The sequence below is a fragment of the Pseudomonas sp. SWRI68 genome, assembly GCF_014269165.1.
GTDB classification, from domain to species: Bacteria; Pseudomonadota; Gammaproteobacteria; order Pseudomonadales; family Pseudomonadaceae; genus Aquipseudomonas; species Aquipseudomonas capeferrum.
This window is the reverse complement of the sequence record NZ_JABWRU010000011.1, coordinates 172,344-191,149: the sequence shown is the minus strand read 5'-3', so window position 1 is coordinate 191,149 and position 18,806 is coordinate 172,344. Positions and strand designations below refer to the sequence as shown.

Annotated in this window: 12 protein-coding genes; 4 read left to right on the top strand and 8 right to left on the bottom strand. The window is 62.6% G+C overall.

What is annotated here, in order from left to right; translation table 11 throughout:
- Window positions 1-17: 17 nt before the first annotated feature.
- Genes HU770_RS17585 through tssI form a run of 4 tightly spaced genes read right to left on the bottom strand, consistent with a single transcriptional unit; the run spans window position 18 to window position 3,896 of the window.
- A complete protein-coding gene (locus HU770_RS17585; RefSeq protein WP_238349556.1) occupies window positions 18-641 on the bottom strand; it encodes an RHS repeat domain-containing protein in 624 nt (207 codons plus the stop codon).
- On the bottom strand, window positions 601-1,110 hold the full coding sequence (locus HU770_RS17580) for a hypothetical protein (RefSeq protein WP_186661778.1): 510 nt from the start codon (window positions 1,108-1,110) through the stop codon (window positions 601-603). The genes HU770_RS17585 and HU770_RS17580 overlap by 41 nt, the downstream gene beginning before the upstream one ends.
- Complete coding sequence (locus HU770_RS17575) at window positions 1,100-2,047, bottom strand: RHS repeat-associated core domain-containing protein (protein WP_186664637.1); 948 nt, start codon at window positions 2,045-2,047, stop codon at window positions 1,100-1,102. The genes HU770_RS17580 and HU770_RS17575 overlap by 11 nt, the downstream gene beginning before the upstream one ends.
- A 43-nt stretch (window positions 2,048-2,090) precedes the next feature.
- Complete coding sequence (tssI, locus tag HU770_RS17570) at window positions 2,091-3,896, bottom strand: type VI secretion system tip protein TssI/VgrG (RefSeq protein ID WP_186664635.1); 1,806 nt, start codon at window positions 3,894-3,896, stop codon at window positions 2,091-2,093.
- Window positions 3,897-4,341: 445 nt separating this feature from the next.
- On the opposite strand from tssI, the gene HU770_RS17565 reads away from it, so the two are divergent.
- The 3 genes from HU770_RS17565 (at window position 4,342) to HU770_RS17555 (ending at window position 6,308) form a co-directional block, all read left to right on the top strand.
- Window positions 4,342-4,785: a carboxypeptidase regulatory-like domain-containing protein gene (locus tag HU770_RS17565; protein WP_186661617.1), complete on the top strand. Its 444-nt coding sequence runs from the start codon at window positions 4,342-4,344 to the stop codon at window positions 4,783-4,785.
- Between the two features lie 57 nt (window positions 4,786-4,842).
- Complete coding sequence (locus tag HU770_RS17560) at window positions 4,843-5,589, top strand: phytanoyl-CoA dioxygenase family protein (protein ID WP_186664633.1); 747 nt, start codon at window positions 4,843-4,845, stop codon at window positions 5,587-5,589.
- 197 nt (window positions 5,590-5,786) lie between these two features.
- Window positions 5,787-6,308, top strand: a complete 522-nt coding sequence (locus HU770_RS17555; RefSeq protein ID WP_033697688.1) for an acyloxyacyl hydrolase — start codon at window positions 5,787-5,789, stop codon at window positions 6,306-6,308.
- 161 nt (window positions 6,309-6,469) lie between these two features.
- Here HU770_RS17555 and HU770_RS17550 read toward each other — a convergent pair whose 3' ends face one another.
- The 4 genes from HU770_RS17550 to HU770_RS17535 all read right to left on the bottom strand — a co-directional run bounded on the left by HU770_RS17550 (window position 6,470) and on the right by HU770_RS17535 (window position 11,964).
- Window positions 6,470-8,596, bottom strand: a complete 2,127-nt coding sequence (locus HU770_RS17550) for a TonB-dependent siderophore receptor (protein WP_186664624.1) — start codon at window positions 8,594-8,596, stop codon at window positions 6,470-6,472.
- Window positions 8,597-8,769: 173 nt separating this feature from the next.
- Window positions 8,770-9,660, bottom strand: a complete 891-nt coding sequence (locus tag HU770_RS17545; protein WP_186661621.1) for a universal stress protein — start codon at window positions 9,658-9,660, stop codon at window positions 8,770-8,772.
- Between the two features lie 55 nt (window positions 9,661-9,715).
- On the bottom strand, window positions 9,716-11,164 hold the full coding sequence (locus HU770_RS17540; protein ID WP_186664622.1) for an efflux transporter outer membrane subunit: 1,449 nt from the start codon (window positions 11,162-11,164) through the stop codon (window positions 9,716-9,718).
- A gap of 17 nt (window positions 11,165-11,181) precedes the next feature.
- Complete coding sequence (locus HU770_RS17535) at window positions 11,182-11,964, bottom strand: helix-turn-helix transcriptional regulator (protein WP_186664619.1); 783 nt, start codon at window positions 11,962-11,964, stop codon at window positions 11,182-11,184.
- Between the two features lie 414 nt (window positions 11,965-12,378).
- Here HU770_RS17535 and HU770_RS17530 point away from each other — a divergent pair, with 414 nt between their 5' ends.
- Window positions 12,379-18,738 (top strand): non-ribosomal peptide synthetase, encoded by a 6,360-nt coding sequence (locus HU770_RS17530; protein WP_186664617.1) that lies wholly within the window; start codon window positions 12,379-12,381, stop codon window positions 18,736-18,738.
- The last annotated feature ends 68 nt before the right edge of the window (window positions 18,739-18,806 follow it).

Here is an 18,806-nt window from a genome sequence, read left to right as displayed (position 1 = left end):
GCCTCGTCGGTAGAGGACTACGAAGCGCTGCTGCCGTGGAACTGCTCACCGGAGATGCAACGGTAAATCGAAGCTCCATCTGGCGGTAGGTGGGGTTCATGGATCGCACTCAGATTGTCGGCAGCGTCGTAGCGGTACTCGGTGGTGCCATCTTCAGTACGCTTGCTGACAAGACGGCCCAGTGCATCCCGCTCGAAGTCATGGCGGATGGCGGTCACTCGTGTTGGCGGAGCGTTGTCGGACAGTGGCGGCAGTTCTTCAGGGGAGGGGAGATGGGTAAGCCGCGTGATCTCATCCAGCACGTTGTAGGTATAGATGCGGTCACTGCCATCGAGATCCCGTTGCGCGACCAGCCGGTCCAGTTCGTCCCAGCCGAAGCGGTAGGACTCGTCGTTCTCGTTGATAAGCCGCAGCAGCCGGCCATAGGCGTCGTAGCGAAATTTCACGCTGTAGCCCATGGCATCAGTGCGTTCGATCAAGCGGCCGCTACGATCGTAGCGAAATTGCAGGGTTTTTTGTGCTGGGTCGATGTAGCGCGGCAGTTGGCCTGCGACATCAATCTCAGAGCGACCGAGGCGACCATCTGGGGCGTTCACTTTATTAAGTAGCGGAGGACTCCCAAAATTTAGCACCTTCTGCATCGGCCATTTTTTCCAGAAATTCTGATAAAGATTCCGCTGCTTTAGTCCATTCATGTCTGTGATCTAGAGGTGTGCAAACCAAAACCCCTCCATCTTTGGTGATTATTAATAACTCAGAATCACCATAGAAGCGACCAAGGACGATATCGGTTGTTAGTATTTCATTTCCTCGAATTTGCTGTTGCCTACTGGTTTCGCTGATAGCCTCCTTAGGTGTTAATAGTTCAAGCCCCCATTGTTCATATAAATTGTCTTTGAATAGCTCGGTTTTTTCACTAAGTCTCCACAGCGCCAGGAGCTCGCAGGGGAAGTTTTGATGGGGTTTAGGTAGCTCTTTTTCGTCGATCCCGCCCGTGAAAATGCAACTTAGAAGAAATGGGCATTTTTCCTTGTGATGATAGGCTGTTTGTGGTGTTGACCATTTGTTTTTGAGCTCATCAATTGTTGTGCTTATGGTTTTAAAATTCATTGTAATTTCGCCAGAATGTGTTGAAGAGTTCTTGGTGCGTTTTACGCTGTACGGGTACTAGGTTCCAGAAGGTATTGTCACCGCCATACTCCCTTGGTTTTATGTGGTGGATATCATATTCTCTCCATCCTCCTCGCGGTGTTGCATATCCTCGATCATACCAGTCTTTAATGAATGCACCACGTTCGGATGCTCCCCAGGGGACACGCGCGGCAGTGGGAATCTTACCACCAATCTGTGCAGGGAATGGTATGCTGCGGCCAGTTCTAGGGTCGATCACTTTTGGATAAATTCTAAGTGTGGCGCGTAGCCGTACGATTAAGTTTGATATCGAAAATCCAAATCTATTGCAAGAGAGACCTAGCGGATCTATCCAGCTTATTGGGTTTGGAGCGTATTTATAGAGATTTGGCCCGCCGAGCAGGCCTAGTGGATCTGTTTGTGTGAAGCTCCCAATGACAGGGTCGTAGAATCTGTAGGTGTTGTAGTGGAGCTTGATTTCACGGTCGAAGTATTGACCTTGGTAGCGTAAGTTCTGCTCTCTTGCTTGTTTTTCGGTGTTCCATTCGTCACGTGACGCACCCCATCCGCGAAAGTTGCTCCACCATACAATATCGCCGCTGTCGTTTGTGAGTTGTGTTGGCAGCCCTGCTTGATTGGTATGGAAGTGTGCGAACTCTTCGTTGCCATGCTTGCCGTCAATTCGAGTTATAGGTTCGTAGCTAATTGAACTGGCATAAATGTACAGACTGGCCAGGCCGTTCTGCACCTCTTGCAGCAAGCGCAACCCTTGCCAATGAAACAGTACCCGCCGTCGTGGTTCAGGATAGTCGCTCTGATAAACTTCCTTGCTGATCCGCCTTCCCAGTGGATCATAGTTGAACACAACACGTTCGCGTTCTCCGTAGCGGTATTGAGGTTCGAGCAGCGGCGGCATGCGGTACGGTGTCCCGTCAGCGCGCTTTGGTGTGGGGCGTATTTCAGGGATGGAAAACCGCGCCCATTCGTATTGGCGGACAGCACCGCTGGCCAGTTGATGACTGTTGAGATAGCCCTCGGGCGTGTAAGTGAAGCGGCGAACCCGTTGCCCCGTCGCATCCAATACCTCGTGCAATTGGCCGTTTTCGGTGTAGCGATAGCTGACCAGCAATCTGTTGGGTGCGATCCACGCCAACGGAGAGGGACTGGTTGTTGTTGACCTTCGTGTTCTGGTCCTTCTGGGCATGGATGAACACTTCCTCTTTGCCCAGCTCATCCTCAAACCGCAGCTCGTTGAACCTATCCCCCTTGTGGGTCTGGCTCTTGATGGTCATGCGGGTCTTGTGGTCGGGCAGGTCGTAGGGCGGTAGCTGGTTGCCGCAGTAGGTTCGCCCGGTGATCATCGGTTGGTCGGGGTCGCCGTTGACGTACTGGATGATCACGTCCTGGCCGATGCGCGGGATGGCCATCGCGCCCCAGCTGCCGCCGGCCCAGCCTTGCGACACGCGTACCCAGCAGGAACTGAACTCGTTGTTCTGGCTCTCGCGATCCCAGGGAAAGCTGACTTTGACCCGGCCCCACTGGTCGCAATAGATTTCTTCGCCAGGCGGGCCGACCACAGTGGCCATGTGTGGCCCATCGACATGGGGTTTGGCCAACGGGGCCGGGCGCCACTCAGTTCTGCCGGGGATGAGTTGCGCGGTTTGCTCGTAGCGTGTGCTCTGGTCAACGCCGGCGGCTTCCTCTTGCAGGCTGGTGAACTGGCTGCCTTCGTGGGTGACCGTGTTCACCCGCCAATGCACGTTGAGGTCATCACGGGGGTGACCCGTCAGGGTGAAGCTCAGGCCCGGCTGCAGGCGCATATCGTCACCCTTGACCTCGGCGATGCGCACGTCGTGGCGCAGTGCGGTGATGCGGTTTTCGGTGAACGGTTTGCCGACGGCATCGCGTTTGTAGCGCCCTGGGTAATCGAAACGTTCGTACGCGCTGGACTGGTGCTCCAGGAAGGGGCCTGCGGCCCGGTGTTCCTGGCGGTAGGCCGGGTGGGTGAAGGTGTAGTCGCGCTGCACCTGCTGGGCGGTACGTACCTGTTCGCTGTAGCGCAGGCGCCGCAGGCAGGGTTTTTCCTGGTCGCCGCCGCTGTTGGCTTGGTACAGCACGGTGTAGGGAACGAGCGGCTTGCCCTCTTCGAAGAAACCCTCGTCTTCCTCCTCGGCCTTGATGGCCCCAAGGCTGATCATACCGAGCGATTGCAGCCGGTCGGTGATGATCAGGTTGTGGCGCTTTGCACTGTGCTCGAAGCGGTAGACGAAGCCTTCCTCAGCGGCCAGGCGGGCAATGAAGTCCAGGTCCGTTTCGCCGGCCTGAACGCAAAACTCGCGCGCTTGATGGTCCATGGAGGCGCGTAGCTCGAACTGCTTGATGCCTTGGCGCTTGAGCATCAGTTCGAGAATTTGCGGGACGCTCTTGTGCTGGAAAATGCGCCAGTTCGAGCGCAGCTTGGCGCGGGCCAGCTGCGGTTCGATCAGCGCGTGGTAGTAGGTGCGGTAGAAGCCACTCTCCGCTTGGCTGAAACGGCTGACCAGGCCATGCACATGACGCACGGGGCGTTCGCGGTCCCAGAGGGTGAACAGCACAGGTTGGTCGAGCAGCTGGCCGAAGTCGATGTCGTCCTGGTAGCTGATCAGTTCCAGCTCGAGCGAGAAGAGTTGGCTGATGCCTTCCTTGAGCGTGAACGACACGACGTCGAATTGAGCATCGCCCACGAGGGGCTGAAAGCTGTAATGCAGATCGGATTGGCGAGGCATGTGAAATCCCTTTTTCCAATAATTATTCCAATGCCTACCGTGGCGTTAGTGCGTTCATTGTTTATAGAGGTCAATTTGCTAAGTAGTTTCTCGGTGTGGCGCGATGCCGAGCCAGATGTTTGTAGGAAATTCCCTACTGTCTCACCCCGCTGTAAACTAAACGTGTGTTAGTTTGTGCGAGCAGAGCAAATAACCATGTACCGATAGTTGGTTTCATGTCGAGCATTTGGATGTAAGCGAATGTGTGATTTGCAAGTTATTTCTGATCCAGGCTGTTTATGAAAAGAGATGTCGTAAACACCGCAAGTAGCAAGCCCGTGAACAATCGCGCTGCAGCACTTCGCGAGGCTGTAGACGTGACTCAACGACCACGCATCAGTGCAAACGCCAGAGCCTTCAAAGGATCGGATAATAGGTAAACCATCCTCAGAAGGAGGGTCATACCATGCGTAATCATCACTATGCCCTTGGCGCGGCGCTGCTGTTCACCCTGGCGTTGCCCTGGACGTTGGCAGCCGCCGCCGACCCCAATGCGCCCATCGACATGCAGGCCGTGCAGTTGCAACCGCAAGAGCAGAACGGCGTGCGTTACCTGCAAGGCGGTATCGGCCAGGATGAAGCCAATGCCCTGCGCAAGACCAAAGGCTATGACTTGCACGTCGAACTCTCGACTGGCGCGCAAGGCAAGTTCCAAAGCGGTGCCTCTGTTGATATTCAAAGTGCGCAAGGGCAGCCCGTGCTCAGCGTTACCGATGTCGGCCCGCTGCTCTTTGTGCAGCTACCACCGGGTCATTACAAGGTCACCGGCAATGCCGAGGGTGAGACTGTCCAGCAACAGGTGGTAGTGGATGGCAAAGCACCTGCCACGGTGAACTTGCACTGGCGTTGACAGATAAAATGCGGGCAGGGGTACATTTGTACTCCTGCTGAAATGGAGCACACCGCCATGAGCTTGGCGCTTCAGCTGGAGATGTTGGACGAGCAGGGTTTCGTGCTGATCCCCGGTGTGCTCGAACCCCTGCGCATCGCGCTGCTGCGCTGCGCTATCGATGACTTGCAGCCGATTCACTGGGACTACCAGGGGCTGCTTGAACACTACAAATGCGTGTTCAACCGCAACCCGCTGTGGTTGCCGTTTCTTGATCTGCCACCGCTGATCAACCTGGCAGAGGCCGCGCTTGGCGAGGACTGCCACGTGATCGGCCAGACCGCCTGGCGTAGCCACCCCGGTTACCCCGGCATGGCGCTGCACCTTGACCATCTGCCCCTGCAACTGCCGGCCTGGATCAGCCAGCGCGGGGCCTTTACCCAGCCGATGCAGATTCTGACTGCGCAGGTGTACCTCAGCGATATCGATCACAGCATCGGGCCGACCTGGATCGTACCGGGCAGCCATCGTGCCGCTCGCCCGCCGCAGGCCGGCGAAGTGCAATGGCAAGGGCGTGAAGCGCATCCGGTATTGTGCAAGGCGGGGGATGCTTTGCTGTTTCGCAGTGATGTCTGGCACAGCGGCGGCGCCAACTGCACGCAGGCGCGCGAGCGCGACATGCTGCAAGTGCATTACGGCCGGCGCATGGTGGCGCAGAAGTTTTCACCGTACCTGCATTGGCAGTTCAACCCACGTGTGCTGGAGGAAGCCACGCCCAGGCAGCGGCGGCTGTTAGGGGAGCATGAAGAGGGGGAATACGACTGAACCCGCTCGGGCCACGCGGCAGGGCGTTGGCCGTCAGCATTAGCCGATAGTGGCAAAGCTCTTTCAACTTTCTGATTATCTGGACAATAATCGAAAAAGTATTACCTCGTGTGACCGGTCTGGATGCGCCGGCCACCGCACAAGATCGAGGGGCTCAAGCCCCCACTTGCCGTGTAGACCATCAGGAGATGTCATTGATGAAAACCCGTCTCGCTGCTTCGCTGGCCGCTGCAGTGCTGGCCTTCGCCGGGGCCAATCTGGCTCAGGCTGCGCAGATTTCCGGTGCCGTTGGTGCCACCGGCCAAGGCGACATGACCTACCGAATCGGCCTGTCGTTCGATTGGGACAAGAAATGGCTGGAAAGCAGTACCGGCTATGTGACTGGTTACTGGGATGCGGCTTACACCTATTGGGAGGGCGGCGATGCCAGCGGCGCGCACTCGCTGTCGTTCAGCCCGGTGTTCACCTACGAGTTCAGCGGCTTCACCTACACCCCCTACATCGAGGCCGGTATTGGCCTGGCGGCGTTTTCCAAGACGGATGTGGGCAACCAGCGGCTGGGTTCTGCGGTCAACTTCGAGGACCGCATCGGCTTTGGCCTGAAGCTGCCTGGGGCGCAGAAGGTAGGCATCCGTGCCATGCACTACTCGAATGCGGGCATCAAGCAGCCGAACGACGGGATCGAGTCGTACTCGCTGTTCTACAGCAAGGCGTTCTGACTGCGGTGCCGGTGCCTTGTAGGAGCGGCCTTGCGTCGCGAAAGGGCTGCGCAGCGGCCCCGGGTTTTCGGGTGCCAGCAAGAACGTAGGGGGCCGCTTCGCGCCCCTTTCGCGACGCAAGGCCGCTCCTACAATTTGGGGGCAGTCCAATTGCGCGGCGGTCAGAACGTGTAGGAAACCCCGGCCTGCACCGTGCGCGGTGCGCCTGGGTAGGCGTAGCTATTGAACGCCCCTTCGTCATACCCCTTGTTGAAGACGTTCTTCACATCCAGGTTTAGCCTCACGTGTTCATTGACCTTGTAGAAGCTGAGCAGGTCGACCACGCTGTAGCGTTCCATGGTGTAGGTCGTCGCGGCTGTCTGGCCGGCGCGATCATCCACGTACTTGACCCCCACCCCAAGCCCCAGGCCTTTGGCCAGGCCATCCTGGAACTCGTAGGTGTTCAGCAGGCTGAAGCTGTTACGCGGGATGTTGGCCAGGCGGGTGCCGGTCGGCACGGTGGTGTCCTTGGTCACTTCGGCATCGACATAGGCATAGCCACCCATCACACGCCACGCAGGGGTGATATTGCCAGCGATGTTGATGTCCAGGCCGCGGCTGCGCACCTCGCCCGTTGCGATGCTGTAAATACCCAAGGGGTCGTTGGGGTCGCGTGCCAGCACGTTTTCCTTGACGATGTGGTACACCGCCGCATCAATGCTCAGCTGGCGATCGAGCGCTTCCCACTTCACGCCCAGCTCGTAGGATTTGCCCTTCTCGGGATCGAAGCCACCGCTGCCAGCGGGCGTGCCACTGTTAGGCTTGAATGAGCGCGCCGTGTTGGCATAGACCGCCACGGTGTCGGTCAGGTCGTAGATCAGGCCAAAGCGCGGGGTCACGCCATTCTCGCCCTTGCTGAAGTCGCGGGTGTTGACCAGCTTGTCGTCGTAGTCGTGCTCGAAGCGTTCGAAGCGCACGCCGGCCAAGGCCTTGAGGCGCTCGGTCAGGGCCACCTGGTCCTGGATGAAGAACGCCCAGGTCTGCAGGTTTTCCTTGTCCCACGTTGTGGTACGCGTCAGCGCGGGCCTTGGCTGGCCGAGCACCGGGTTGTAGATATCGATCGGATAGGCCGCCGAGGAGCGCTGGATGATCGAGTTGTAGTCGTAGTTCTCGTACTCGATGCCCGTCAGCAGCGTGTGGCTGAAACCACCGGTATCGAAGTGGCCGGTGAGGTTCAGTTGCCAGTCACGGTCGGTCCATTCCAGCTTGCGATAGTTGAAGTTGCGCTGCAGGGTGCGCCCGTCAGCGGGCGCGCCATTGGCTTCAACCGCGTTGCCCTTGAGCGAGCCATCGAGAAACTGGAAACCGCCAGCCAGCGTCCAGTTGTCATTGAGCAGGTGCTCGAAGCGCACCTGGGCCATGTTGTTGTCGTTGTGCAGCAAATTGTCGCTGCCTTTCTCCCAGATGTAGGTGTTGCGCGAGGCGCTGCCGGTCTGGGTGGCATAGCGGGTCAGGCCACGGTCGAGCGGGTGGTTGTTGCGCATGAAGTCGCCTTCGAAGACGATCCGGGTGCTGTCGTTGACCTGCCAGCTGAGCACGGGCGCCACGTCGTAGCGCTCGCTCTGCACATCATCGCGAAAGCTTTCGCCGCCTTCACCGAGCACGTTCAGCCGGTAGGCGAGGGTGCCTTCCTCATTTAGCGCGCCGGTGGCGTCGAGGGTGGCGCGGTGCATGCCCTGGTCGTCGATCTGGCTGCCCAGGGTGACCTTGCGTTCAGCCTGCGGTTGCTTGCTGACCACGTTGAAGGTCCCACCGGGGTCGCCGCGGCCGTACAGGCTGGTGGCCGGGCCGCGGATCACTTCCAGGCGCTCGACGGTGTTGGCGTCGGGGGCATTGGGGTAGCCGCGGTTGATCGGGAAGCCATTGCGGTAGAACTCGCCCGTGGTAAAGCCACGTACCGTGAAGGTGGTCAGGCCCTGGCCACCGAAGTTGTTGGCGCGGCCTACACCGCCGGCGTAGTCCAGGCCATCCTGTAGCCGCGTGGCGCCGGTGTCTTCGAGCACGTCCTTGGGTACCACGCTGACCGACTGCGGGGTCTCGTGCAGGGCGGTGTCGGTGCGCGTGGCGCTAGCCGAACGGCTCGCCTTGTAACCAACGACCGGGCCATCGGCACGTTCACTGTCGGCGGTACCGGTGATGTTCAAGGCCTGGAGTTCAATCTGGGCGGAATCGCTGAGCGAGTCGGGTTCAGCCCAGGCCAGCGGGGAGACAGCATGAAGCACACAAAGCGAAACGAACGTGCGACGCATCGACGGTACGATCCTGGAGTAGGGCGCTAGGGGAAGGGGTACAAAGCGGCGTGAAATTACTACGAATCATTATCAAATGCATTCTTTTTAAATGGAGCGCCCGTGCCAGTTCACCTCTCGCCGCCCCGGCAAGGCCGCTCCTACGCCGCGCAACCTGCAGGTAACGAAAACCCTCAGGCCCCCGCCTTGATCGCCAGCACGTTGCACAACGGATGCTCAAGCACATGCGCCGTGGTGCCGCCCAGGAAGGTCTGCATGGCGTCATGCCGATGGCTGCCCATGACGATCACATCGACCCGGCTATGGCTGATGAACTGGGCAATCGCACGAATCGCCGGCCCCTCCACGAAATGCCTGCGCTCCAATGGCACCTGGTGATGGTCACCCAGGCGGTTGAACGACGCCCGTTGCGCGTTGCGCACACTGCCATCGAACCCAGGCATGGTGACCGTGCCAGCGCCGAAGTCGGCGATATGGGTTTTGGCTGCGTCGCACACATGCAACAGGTGCAACTCGGCGTTGCACTGCAAGGCCAAGGCATGGGCGCTGTGGATCACCTGCTCGTCCAGGTGCTCGCCTGCGCCATGGCTGTTGAGGTCTACTGCGGCGGCGATCTGCCGGGGCAGGGGCAGGCGGATGTCGCTGACCAGGTGCACGGCGACTGGGCTGTCCTTGAGCAACTGCCAGTCCAGGGGGGTTACCAGCAAACGCTTGAGCACCGGTTCGTGCTGCACGTCTTTGACCAGCAAGTCGCAGCCCAGGCGTTCGATGCGCTCGATCACACTGGCCAACGGGTCGCGGGTCAGCAGCAATTCGGTGGACACATCCAGGCCGGCATCGGCCAGTTGCTCGGCTTCATCGGCCAGCCATTGGCGGTTGTCGCTGAGCAGCCGTTCACGTTCCCGGCCGTCGCTCATCAAGCCGAACGTGTCGACATCGTCGACGAATACGTTGATATCGAGTAATGCACCGCTAGACTCGGCCAAGGCCGCCGCACGTTGCAGCGCGGGCGTGTGGCGCATCTGCGGGCCGAGCATGACGAACAAACGTTTGAACTGGCTCATCTCACACCTCCGCGTGTGGAAGCCCCCCGGTTCATGCCTGGTGATCTGGCCCTGTTCAGTTTAGACCCACGAACGCGCTGTCGGGCGCCCCATCGCGAGCGTGAGCGTCGGCAGCCTCCTGCCAGCCGCCACCCAACGCCGCATACAGATTCACCTCCGCCACCAGCTGCGCCAAGCGGTCATTGATCAGCCCCTGCTGGGCACTGAACAACGACCGCTGCGCATCGAGAAACGTCAGGCTGCTGTCCACGCCAATGCGGTAACGGTGCTCGGCCAGGTCGTAGTAGCGCTGGTTCGACGCCACCAAATCGCGCTGGGCCTGCAACTGCCGCTGGTAGGTCGCGCGCGCAGCCAAACCGTCCGCCACTTCCTGGAAGGCGCCCTGGATCGCCTTCTGGTACTGCGCCACCTGAATCTCCTTCTGCAGCCGGGCGTAGTCCAGGCTGGCTCGCAGGCTGCCGGCGGTGAAGATCGGCAGGTTGATCTGCGGCTGGAACAGCCAGGTCCCCGAGCCTGCATCGAACAGCCCGCTGAGCGCGGGGCTGGTGCTGCCGGCATTGGCGGTCAGGCTGATACTGGGGAAAAACGCCGCACGTGCTGCGCCAATGTCGGCATTGGCCGCGCGCAGCTGGTACTCGGCCTGGACAATGTCCGGGCGGCGTTGCAGCAGGTCGGAGGGCAGGCCGGCTTGCAAGCCGGCGATCTGTTCATTGGCCAGGGGCAGGGCGCGGAGGTCGGCAGCCACAGGGGCACCCACCAGTAGCGTCAGTTGGTTGAGGTCCTGGGCCACCTGGCGTTTGTAACGGGCCACGGCCGCGCGCGTGCTGTCGACGCTGGTACGTGCCTGGATCTGGTCCAGAGCCGAAACAGTACCCGCGCGGCGCTGGTTGACGGTCAGGCGCAGGCTGCGCTCGTCCGCTACCAGGGTGTCGTTGGCCAGGGCCAGCAGCTCCTGGTCGGCACGCCAGGTCAGGTACACGCTGGCGACGCTGGCCACCAGGCTCAACTGGGTGCTGCGCCGGGCCTGGTCGCTGGCCAGGTAGGTCAGCAGCGCTTGGTCACTGAGGCTGCGCAGGCGCCCGAACAGGTCGAGCTCGTAGGCGCTCACGCCCAAGGTCGCCGCATAGGTGGAGCTGATCATGCCCTGATCGGTGCCGGTCATGCGCCGCGGCAGGTACTGGCGCTGCCCCTGCCCATTGGCGGAGACCTTGGGCAACAGCTCGGCGCGCTGAATGCGGTACTGGGCGCGGTAGGCCTCGACATTCAGCGCTGCACTGCGCAGGTCGCGGTTATTGGCCAAGGCGTTGTCGATCAGTTGGCGCAATACCGGGTCCTGGAACACTTGGCGCCAGTCATCGACGGCCGGGTGCGCCTGCACATCGCCTTGATAGGCAGGCCCTTGTGGGTAGTGCGCGGCCACCGCTGCGCCTGGGCGCTGGTAGTCAGGGGCCAGCGAACAGCCACACAACAGCGCAGCGCACAGGATAAGGCTAGATCGGGGCATCGGTGTGTCTCGCAGAGTCAGGCGCCGGCCATCCATTTGGTCAGGCCATGGCGGCCACTGACCCCCAGCTTGGCGGTGGCGCGCTTGAGGTAAGTTTCGATCGAGCTGTTTTTCACGTTCAGCCGCTGCGCCATTTCCGGCACCGTGCCGCCGGTCAGCAGGCCCAGGCAGACCTCCTGTTCCCGGGTCGACAGCCTCACGGCTTCCTGCACCAGGCGCTCGCCAAACGAATGGCGCAACGAGCCTGCTGGCAAATCGGCCAGCGGCGAGCCGGCATGCCGTGCCCCCCCTTGGCGCAGCAACTGGCCGTGGTGCTCGACCAGCGGCAGCAAGGTGTCAGACAGGCTTTTCAGTTGCGACAGTTCAGCCAGCGAAAAGCCACGCTGGCTGGGCAAGCGATGAAAGCAGATGACCCAGCGCTGCACACCGCTGCAGGACACCAGGTTGCACTGGTGGGCACTCTGGCGAGGCTGCCCTGCGTGTTGTGGGGCTTTGAATTCGATCAGCAGCGGGTCCTTCATCTGCATGATGCTTTGCAGCAGCGGGTGGCGCAGGTTGTTGACGTTGGGCAGTTCAGGGGCAGGGCCGGCACTGCCCAGTACCCTGATGCGGCTGACGCTGGCCTGGCGTGGGTCAAGGGTCCATTCACTGAGGTCGAGCCTGTGGACCGGCACCTGGGCATTGACCAGATGCAACATCTGGTCGGCGAAGCGCTCGGCGCCGGTACTGGCGATCAGTTCGCCCAGTTGCAGATACAACTGCGGGTCGGGGCGGTGTTCGAGGCTGTCGGTCAGCTTCATATCATTGTCTTCCTTGATTCTAAGCTTTGCGGCGGGTGGTCTCGCGGTCGAGTCCTCTGGGGGTAGGTGGGAGTGGCGGTATTCAAGCCCGGCCGGGGTGCTGCGTCTGTAGTGGAAAACGGGGACAGAAAGTGCCACCGATTGCGGATCAGGTGTGCAGGGGCACGGACGCTGTGGGTAGTGGCGAATGAGGGCTTGGCCAGCCAATTGACGCCAGAAGCGTGGCGATCCAGGCCTGTTCCATGCCGATAGTTTCGGGTGTAGGCAATACCGGGTAGATGCTGTAGCAAATCTCCTACATGTTTTTCAGCAGGCTTCTACAGGTCCAGCGTGTGTCCGGGTTTCAGGGGCCATACATCCTGGGGGCGGGGTGCTTGAATCCGCGGATGATCAATCAGAAGGACCTGCCGACTCATGCCTGCCGCCGAAACCTTTGCCCTGAGCGTTGCCCAGCGCGACATCTGGTTGGACCAGATCAGCCACGGCGACTCGCCGCTGTACAACATCGGCGCCTATGTCGAACTGAACGGCGGGGTGGATGCCGCGCGGCTGCGCCAGGCACTGGCGCACCTGGTTGCCCAGCATGACGGCCTGCGTACGGTGCTGGTGACACAGGGGGGCATGGCGCGGCAGTACTTTGCCCCCACCCTGGAAGTGGAACTGGTGCGGCACGATGTGCGCGATGCAGAGGCGCCGTGGGCGGCCGCCCAGGCCCTGCTGCAAGCCCGGATGCAGACGCCCTATCGCCTGGATGCCAGCCCGCTTTGGGGCACCACACTGATTCGCCTGGGCGAGCAGCGCTACCTGTTTGCCGTACAGGCCCACCACCTGGTCCTCGACGGTTGGGGGGTGGACCAGTGGTTCAAGCAGATCGCCGAATACTACAACCTGCTCGAACAGGGGCTGCCCCTGCCGAGCGGCGCACCGTCCTATCGGGCGTTCATCGAGGACGATGCCCAGTACCAGGGTTCGCCACGGCATGACCGCGACCGCGATTATTGGCTGGCTAGATACCAGCAATTGCCGGACGCCTTGCTGGCGCCGCGCGAGCGTAACGCGGTGCACCTTTCGCCGCCCAGCGCAGTGCTCGAACAGCCATTCGATGTCCGTTTGCTGGCACGTATGCGAGCGCTGGGAAGCACGCTGCAGGCCTCGCCATTTCATGTACTGCTGGCCGCCCTGCATGTGTGCAGCGCACGCACCTGGCAGCGTGAGGAGTGGGTGGTCGGTTTGCCGGTGCGCAACCGCGGCAACGCGCAGTTCAAGTCGACCCTGGGGCTGTTTACCCAAGTCAGCGCGTTGCGCATGGACTTTGGCCGCGAGCGCACCTTCGCGGCGCTGGTGCAGGGGATACGCGATGCGCTCAAGCAGGACTTCCGCCACCAGCGTTTCGCCCTCAGCGAACTCAACCGCAGCCTCGGTGCATTGCGTGAAGAACGGCCACAGCTGTTCGAACTGATGGTGTCGTTCGAAGAGGATGGCAACGACCTGCGTTTCGGTGACGTGCCTGGCCACACCGTGATGGTTTGCAATGGCCATGAACCCACCCCGATGAGCATTCACCTGCGCTGCAACAGCCAACGTGACAGCGCTCGCCTGCACCTGGTGCACAACCGCGCCTGGTTCAGTGAACAGGACGCTACGGCGCTGGCCGAGCGCCTGTTGCACGTCCTTGAGCAAGGCCTGGAACAACCGGAGCAAAGTATCGCGTCCTTTGACCTGCTGACCGCCAGCGAGCACGCCCGCCTGCGGCAGTGGAATGCCACGGCGCAACGAGGGCCCGACAATGGCGAGGCGTTGATTCATCGTCGTATCGAGGCCCAGGCCAAGGCCACGCCGCAGGCCTTGGCAGCGCTTCAGGATGGCCAGAGCCTGAGCTACGGCGAGCTCGACCGCCGCGCCGACGCGCTGGCCCAGCACTTGGCGAGCCTGGGTGCCAAGCCTGACCGGCGCGTGGCGGTGGTCGCCCAACGCGGCCTGGACACCCTGGTCGGCCTGTTGGCCGTGCTCAAGGCCGGTGCCGCCTACGTGCCAATCGACCCGGCCCACCCGCAGGAACGCCTGGCCTACCTGCTGGACGACAGCGAGCCAGACGTCGTGTTGACCCAGTCATGGCTGTGTGATCGCCTTCCCGCGCATGGTCTGGCGCAGATCGAGCTGGATCGCTGGGACTGGAATGCGCCGCCCGCCGTCCTGGCCCGGCCTGCGCAGCCGCTGCCCAGCGATCTGGCTTACGTCATCTATACCTCCGGCTCTACAGGGCAGCCTAAAGGCGTGATGGTCGAGCACCACATGCTGGCCAACCTGATCGACTGGCACTGCAGTGCGTTCGAGCTGGGCCCAGGCCGCCATCAGTCGAGCCTGGCCGGCTTCGGCTTCGACGCCATGGCCTGGGAGGTGTGGCCGGCCCTGTGCAGCGGCGCGACCCTGCACCTGGCACCCGTGCGTGACGGTGCCGAGGACATCGATGCCTTGCTCCGCTGGTGGCGCGCCCAGCCGCTGGATGTCAGCTTCCTGCCCACGCCGGTGGCCGAGCATGCCTTCGCCCAAGGTGAGCTACACCCCACCTTGCAGACCCTGCTGATTGGCGGCGACCGCCTGCGGCGCATGGCCCGCGAGCGGCGCTACCGGGTCATCAACAACTACGGCCCCACCGAAGCCACGGTGGTGGCGACCTCAGGCGAGGTGACGGCAGGTGGCCCGCTGCATATCGGCGGGCCGGTGGCCAACACGCAGTTGTACGTGCTCGACGAGCAGCGCCGCCTGTTGCCCATCGGCGCCCCGGGCGAGCTGTATGTGGGCGGCAAGGGGGTTGCCCGGGGTTACCTCAAGCGGCCGCAGATGAGCGCCGAGCGCTTTCTCGACGACCCGTTCAGCACGCTGCCAGGGGCGCGGATGTACCGCACCGGCGACCTCGTGCGCTGGTTGCCCGACGGCACCCTGGAATACCTCGGGCGCAACGACGACCAGGTGAAAATCCGCGGTGTCCGGGTTGAGCTGGCCGAAATCGAGGCCGCCCTGGCCAGCCACGCGGCGGTACGCGAGTGCGTGGTGATGCTGCGCGAAGGCCAACTGCAAGCGTGGTACATCGGCCAGTTGGCGGTAACACCGCGGGCACTGCATGAACACCTGCGCGAACGCCTGCCAGCGGCTTTGCTGCCGGTGGCCTATGTCAACCTGGCGGCCTGGCCGCTGACCGCCAATGGCAAGCTCGACCGCCGCGCCTTGCCGACTGCTGACGAAGCCGCCAAGGTGCGCCGCGAACATGAGGTGCCCATTGGTGAAGTCGAGCAACGCCTGGCCGTGCTTTGGGCTGAATTGCTGCAGGTCGAGCGGGTAGGGCGCCAGGATCACTTTTTCGAGCTGGGCGGCCATTCGCTGCTGGCCGTGCAACTGATCGAGCGCATGCGTCAGCAAGGCCTGCAAGCTGATGTGCAGGTGCTGTTCGGCCAATCGACCCTGGCCAGCCTCGCCGCATCCGTGATGGTCGGGGAAGCCGCTCGCATACCGGCCAACCGGGTAGCGCCGCAGTGCCAGCGCATCACGCCTGACATGCTCACGCTCAGCGTGCTGACGCAAACCGCCATCGACCGCATCGTCGCCTCGGTACCGGGCGGTGCTGGCAACGTGCAGGAAATCTATCCGCTGGCTCCCCTGCAACAGGGCCTGCTGTACCACCATGTCACCGATGTACGCGACCCTTACCAGCAGCAGGCGTTGTTCGCCTTTGCCAGCGCCCAGCAGTTGCAGGCCTTCGGCGAGGCGTTGCAGCAGGTGATCGACCGGCACGACATCCTGCGTACCAGCCTGGCCTGGGAGGGGCTCGAACAGCCCCAGCAGGTGGTCTGGCGCCAGGCGCGCCTGCCGGTCGATAACTGGCTGACGACAGCGCCCGACGGCAACATCGCCGGGCAACTGCGCAGCCACTACGACCCCCAGCATCGGCCCTTGGACCTGCGTCAGGCACCGATGATGGCGCTGGCCTGCACCGAGGATGCCCAGCACGGGCGCTGGCTGGGTTTGCTGCGCTTCCACCACCTGGTCAACGATGCCGTCTCGCTGCAGGTGCTGTTGGGCGAGCTCGAAGCCTTCATGGCCGGGCGTGGCGAACAGCTGCCGGCACCTGTGCCCTATCGCGAGTATGTAGCGCTGAGTGCGGCTGCCGAGCGCCAGGCACGGCACGAGGCGTTCTTCCGCGAGCAACTGGCCGGCATTGAGCCGCCTGCGCCTATTGCCGGGCTCGGCGGCGAGCCGGTGGATGCGTGTGATCTGCACAGCCGTAGCCAGGCCGTCGAAGCGCCGCTGGCGGGGTTGTTGCGTACCCAGGCCCGGCATCAGGGGGCGAGCCTCGCCAGCTTGCTGCACCTGGCCTGGGCCCAGGTGCTAGGAACCCTCGGCGGGGGTGATGAAGTCACCCTTGGCACAGTGCTGCTGGGCCGCAGCATGGCGGGCAAAGGCGCTGATCGTGCCTTGGGCATGTTCATCAACAGTTTGCCGTTGCGGGTGCAGCTGGAGCATCGTTCGGTCGAACAGGCGCTGGGCGAGACCCACACGGGCCTGGCCGCATTGCTCGGCCACGAGGACGCACCGCTGATGCTCGCTCAGCGGTGCAGCGGCCTGCCGGCGGGCACCGCGCTGTTCGACAGCCTGATCAACTACCGCCAAGGGGCTGTGCTGCACGGGCAGGTGCTGCCGGGTGTGGAACTGGTCGAGGCCAGTGAAGTCCTGAGCCATGGCCTGGTGTTGACGGTCGACGACCACGCCGACGGGCTGCAGCTTGCCGTGCGTGCGCCGCGAGCGATTGGCGCGCAGCGGGTATTGAACTACTTGCTGATGACCTTGCGCCAGCTAGGCAGCGCCCTTGCCGAACGCCGCAGCGTAAGCCTGACGGCGTTGTGCGCGGTGCCTGAGGGTGAGCTACACCGCTTGCTGCATGGCTTCAACGCCACGCAAGACCTGCAAAGCCCGGTCACGCAGACCTTGCCTGCGCTGTTCCAGGCCCAGGTGCGGCGTACGCCCCAGGCCATCGCGCTGCAGACCGATGACAGTTTCCTCGATTACCAGGCCCTCAACGCCCAGGCCAACCGCCTGGCCCACCACCTGATCGGCCTGGGCGTACGCCCCGATGCGCGGGTGGCGGTGTGCGTCGAGCGCGGCGTCGCACTCATGGTGGCGTTGCTCGGCGTGCTCAAGGCGGGCGGTGCCTACGTACCACTGGACCCTGGCTACCCGGCCGAGCGCCTGCGCTTCATGCTTGATGACAGTACCCCGACGGTGGTGCTGGTACACGGCGCTACCCAGGGCCTGTTCGACCAACTGCCAGGCCCTGTGCTCGACCTCGACCGTGGCGACTGGCACGCCTGCCCGACAACTGACCCGCAGGTATCGGGCCTTGGCCCGTCGCAACTGGCCTATGTGATGTACACCTCGGGCTCAACCGGCACCCCGAAGGGGGTGATGATCGAGCACCGTGGCCTGTGCAACCTGATGCACTGGGGTTCGCTAATCTGCCCGCCCCGCCCGGGCGATGCCCTGCTGCAGCGGGCGCCGTTCAGTTTCGACGGTTCGGTCTGGGAGCTGTTCTGGCCGCTGACCGCCGGCCTGCGCCTGGTCCTGGCACGCCCTGACGGGCACCGTGACCCTGCGTACCTGGTGCAACGGGTCCAGGCCAGCCAGGTGACCACGATCAAGTTCGTGCCGGCGTTGCTGCATCAGTTTCTCGAAGAACCTGGCGTCGAGGGTTGCACCAGCCTGACGGACATCTTCTGCGGCGGCGGCGAACTGACACTGGCGTTGCTGCAGCGTGTGCGCGAGCGCCTGCCCAAGGTGCGCCTACACAACGTCTATGGCCCCACGGAAGCCACGGTAGACAGCACCGCCTGGACCTTGCAGCCCCATGAGCCGCTGCCGCTGCTGGCGCCGCCGATTGGCCGGCCGATCGCCAATACCCGCCTGTATGTGCTCGATGCGCACGACCGGCCGGTGCCGCTGGGTGCGGTGGGCCAGCTGCACATTGGCGGTGTCGGCGTGGCCCGTGGCTACCTTGGGCTGCCGGCGCTGCAGGCCGAGCGTTTCATCGCCAGCCCATTTGTCGAGGGCGACCGGCTGTATCGCACCGGCGACCTGGTGCGCTACCGCCTGGACGGCGAATTGGACTTCGTCGGCCGCAACGACTTCCAGGTCAAGCTGCGCGGTTTGCGGGTGGAGCTTGGCGAGATCGAAGCGTCGCTGACCGCACACCCGGCAATCGGCCACGCCGTGGTGCTGATGCGCGAAGAGCGCCTGGTGGCCTACTTCACCTGCCGCGAGGGCAGCAGCGCCCCGGCGCTTGAAGTACTGCGCAGTCACCTGTTGGCGCGCATGCCCGAGTACATGGTGCCGCAGGCGTTCGTTGCTTTGGCCCAGTTGCCTTTGAGCAACAACGGCAAGGTCGACCGCCAGGCCCTGCCGGCGCCGGGTGCAGAGTCGGTGATCAGCCGCGCCTACCAGGCCCCGCGCGGCGAGCTGGAAACCGCGCTGGCCGAGATCTGGACCGATGTGCTGAAGATCGAGCAAGTCGGGCGGGACGACAACTTCTTCGAGCTGGGTGGCCATTCACTGCTGGCCGTCGGCCTGGTGGCACGCATGCGCCAGGCCGGCCTACATGTGGATGCCCGCACCTTGTTCAGCCAGCCGACCCTGGCGGGGCTTGCGGCCAGCACCCGCCTCGAACAGGTCGAGGTGGTGATACCGCAGACCACCATTCCCAGCCTGGGCAAACGCAGGCGCATCTGAAAGCACCGGGGCCGCATAGCGGCCCCGGTGCTATCCGCAATTGTCCCCGCTTCCCATGTCAGACCGAC

Coding starts and splice junctions, on each gene's coding strand:
- HU770_RS17585 (WP_238349556.1), bottom strand. CDS start 641: ATGCAGAAGGTGCTAAATTTTGGGAGTCCTCCGCTACTTAATAAAGTG.
- HU770_RS17580 (WP_186661778.1), bottom strand. CDS start 1,110: ATGAATTTTAAAACCATAAGCACAACAATTGATGAGCTCAAAAACAAA.
- HU770_RS17575 (WP_186664637.1), bottom strand. CDS start 2,047: ATGCCGCCGCTGCTCGAACCTCAATACCGCTACGGAGAACGCGAACGT.
- tssI (WP_186664635.1), bottom strand. CDS start 3,896: ATGCCTCGCCAATCCGATCTGCATTACAGCTTTCAGCCCCTCGTGGGC.
- HU770_RS17565 (WP_186661617.1), top strand. CDS start 4,342: ATGCGTAATCATCACTATGCCCTTGGCGCGGCGCTGCTGTTCACCCTG.
- HU770_RS17560 (WP_186664633.1), top strand. CDS start 4,843: ATGAGCTTGGCGCTTCAGCTGGAGATGTTGGACGAGCAGGGTTTCGTG.
- HU770_RS17555 (WP_033697688.1), top strand. CDS start 5,787: ATGAAAACCCGTCTCGCTGCTTCGCTGGCCGCTGCAGTGCTGGCCTTC.
- HU770_RS17550 (WP_186664624.1), bottom strand. CDS start 8,596: ATGCGTCGCACGTTCGTTTCGCTTTGTGTGCTTCATGCTGTCTCCCCG.
- HU770_RS17545 (WP_186661621.1), bottom strand. CDS start 9,660: ATGAGCCAGTTCAAACGTTTGTTCGTCATGCTCGGCCCGCAGATGCGC.
- HU770_RS17540 (WP_186664622.1), bottom strand. CDS start 11,164: ATGCCCCGATCTAGCCTTATCCTGTGCGCTGCGCTGTTGTGTGGCTGT.
- HU770_RS17535 (WP_186664619.1), bottom strand. CDS start 11,964: ATGAAGCTGACCGACAGCCTCGAACACCGCCCCGACCCGCAGTTGTAT.
- HU770_RS17530 (WP_186664617.1), top strand. CDS start 12,379: ATGCCTGCCGCCGAAACCTTTGCCCTGAGCGTTGCCCAGCGCGACATC.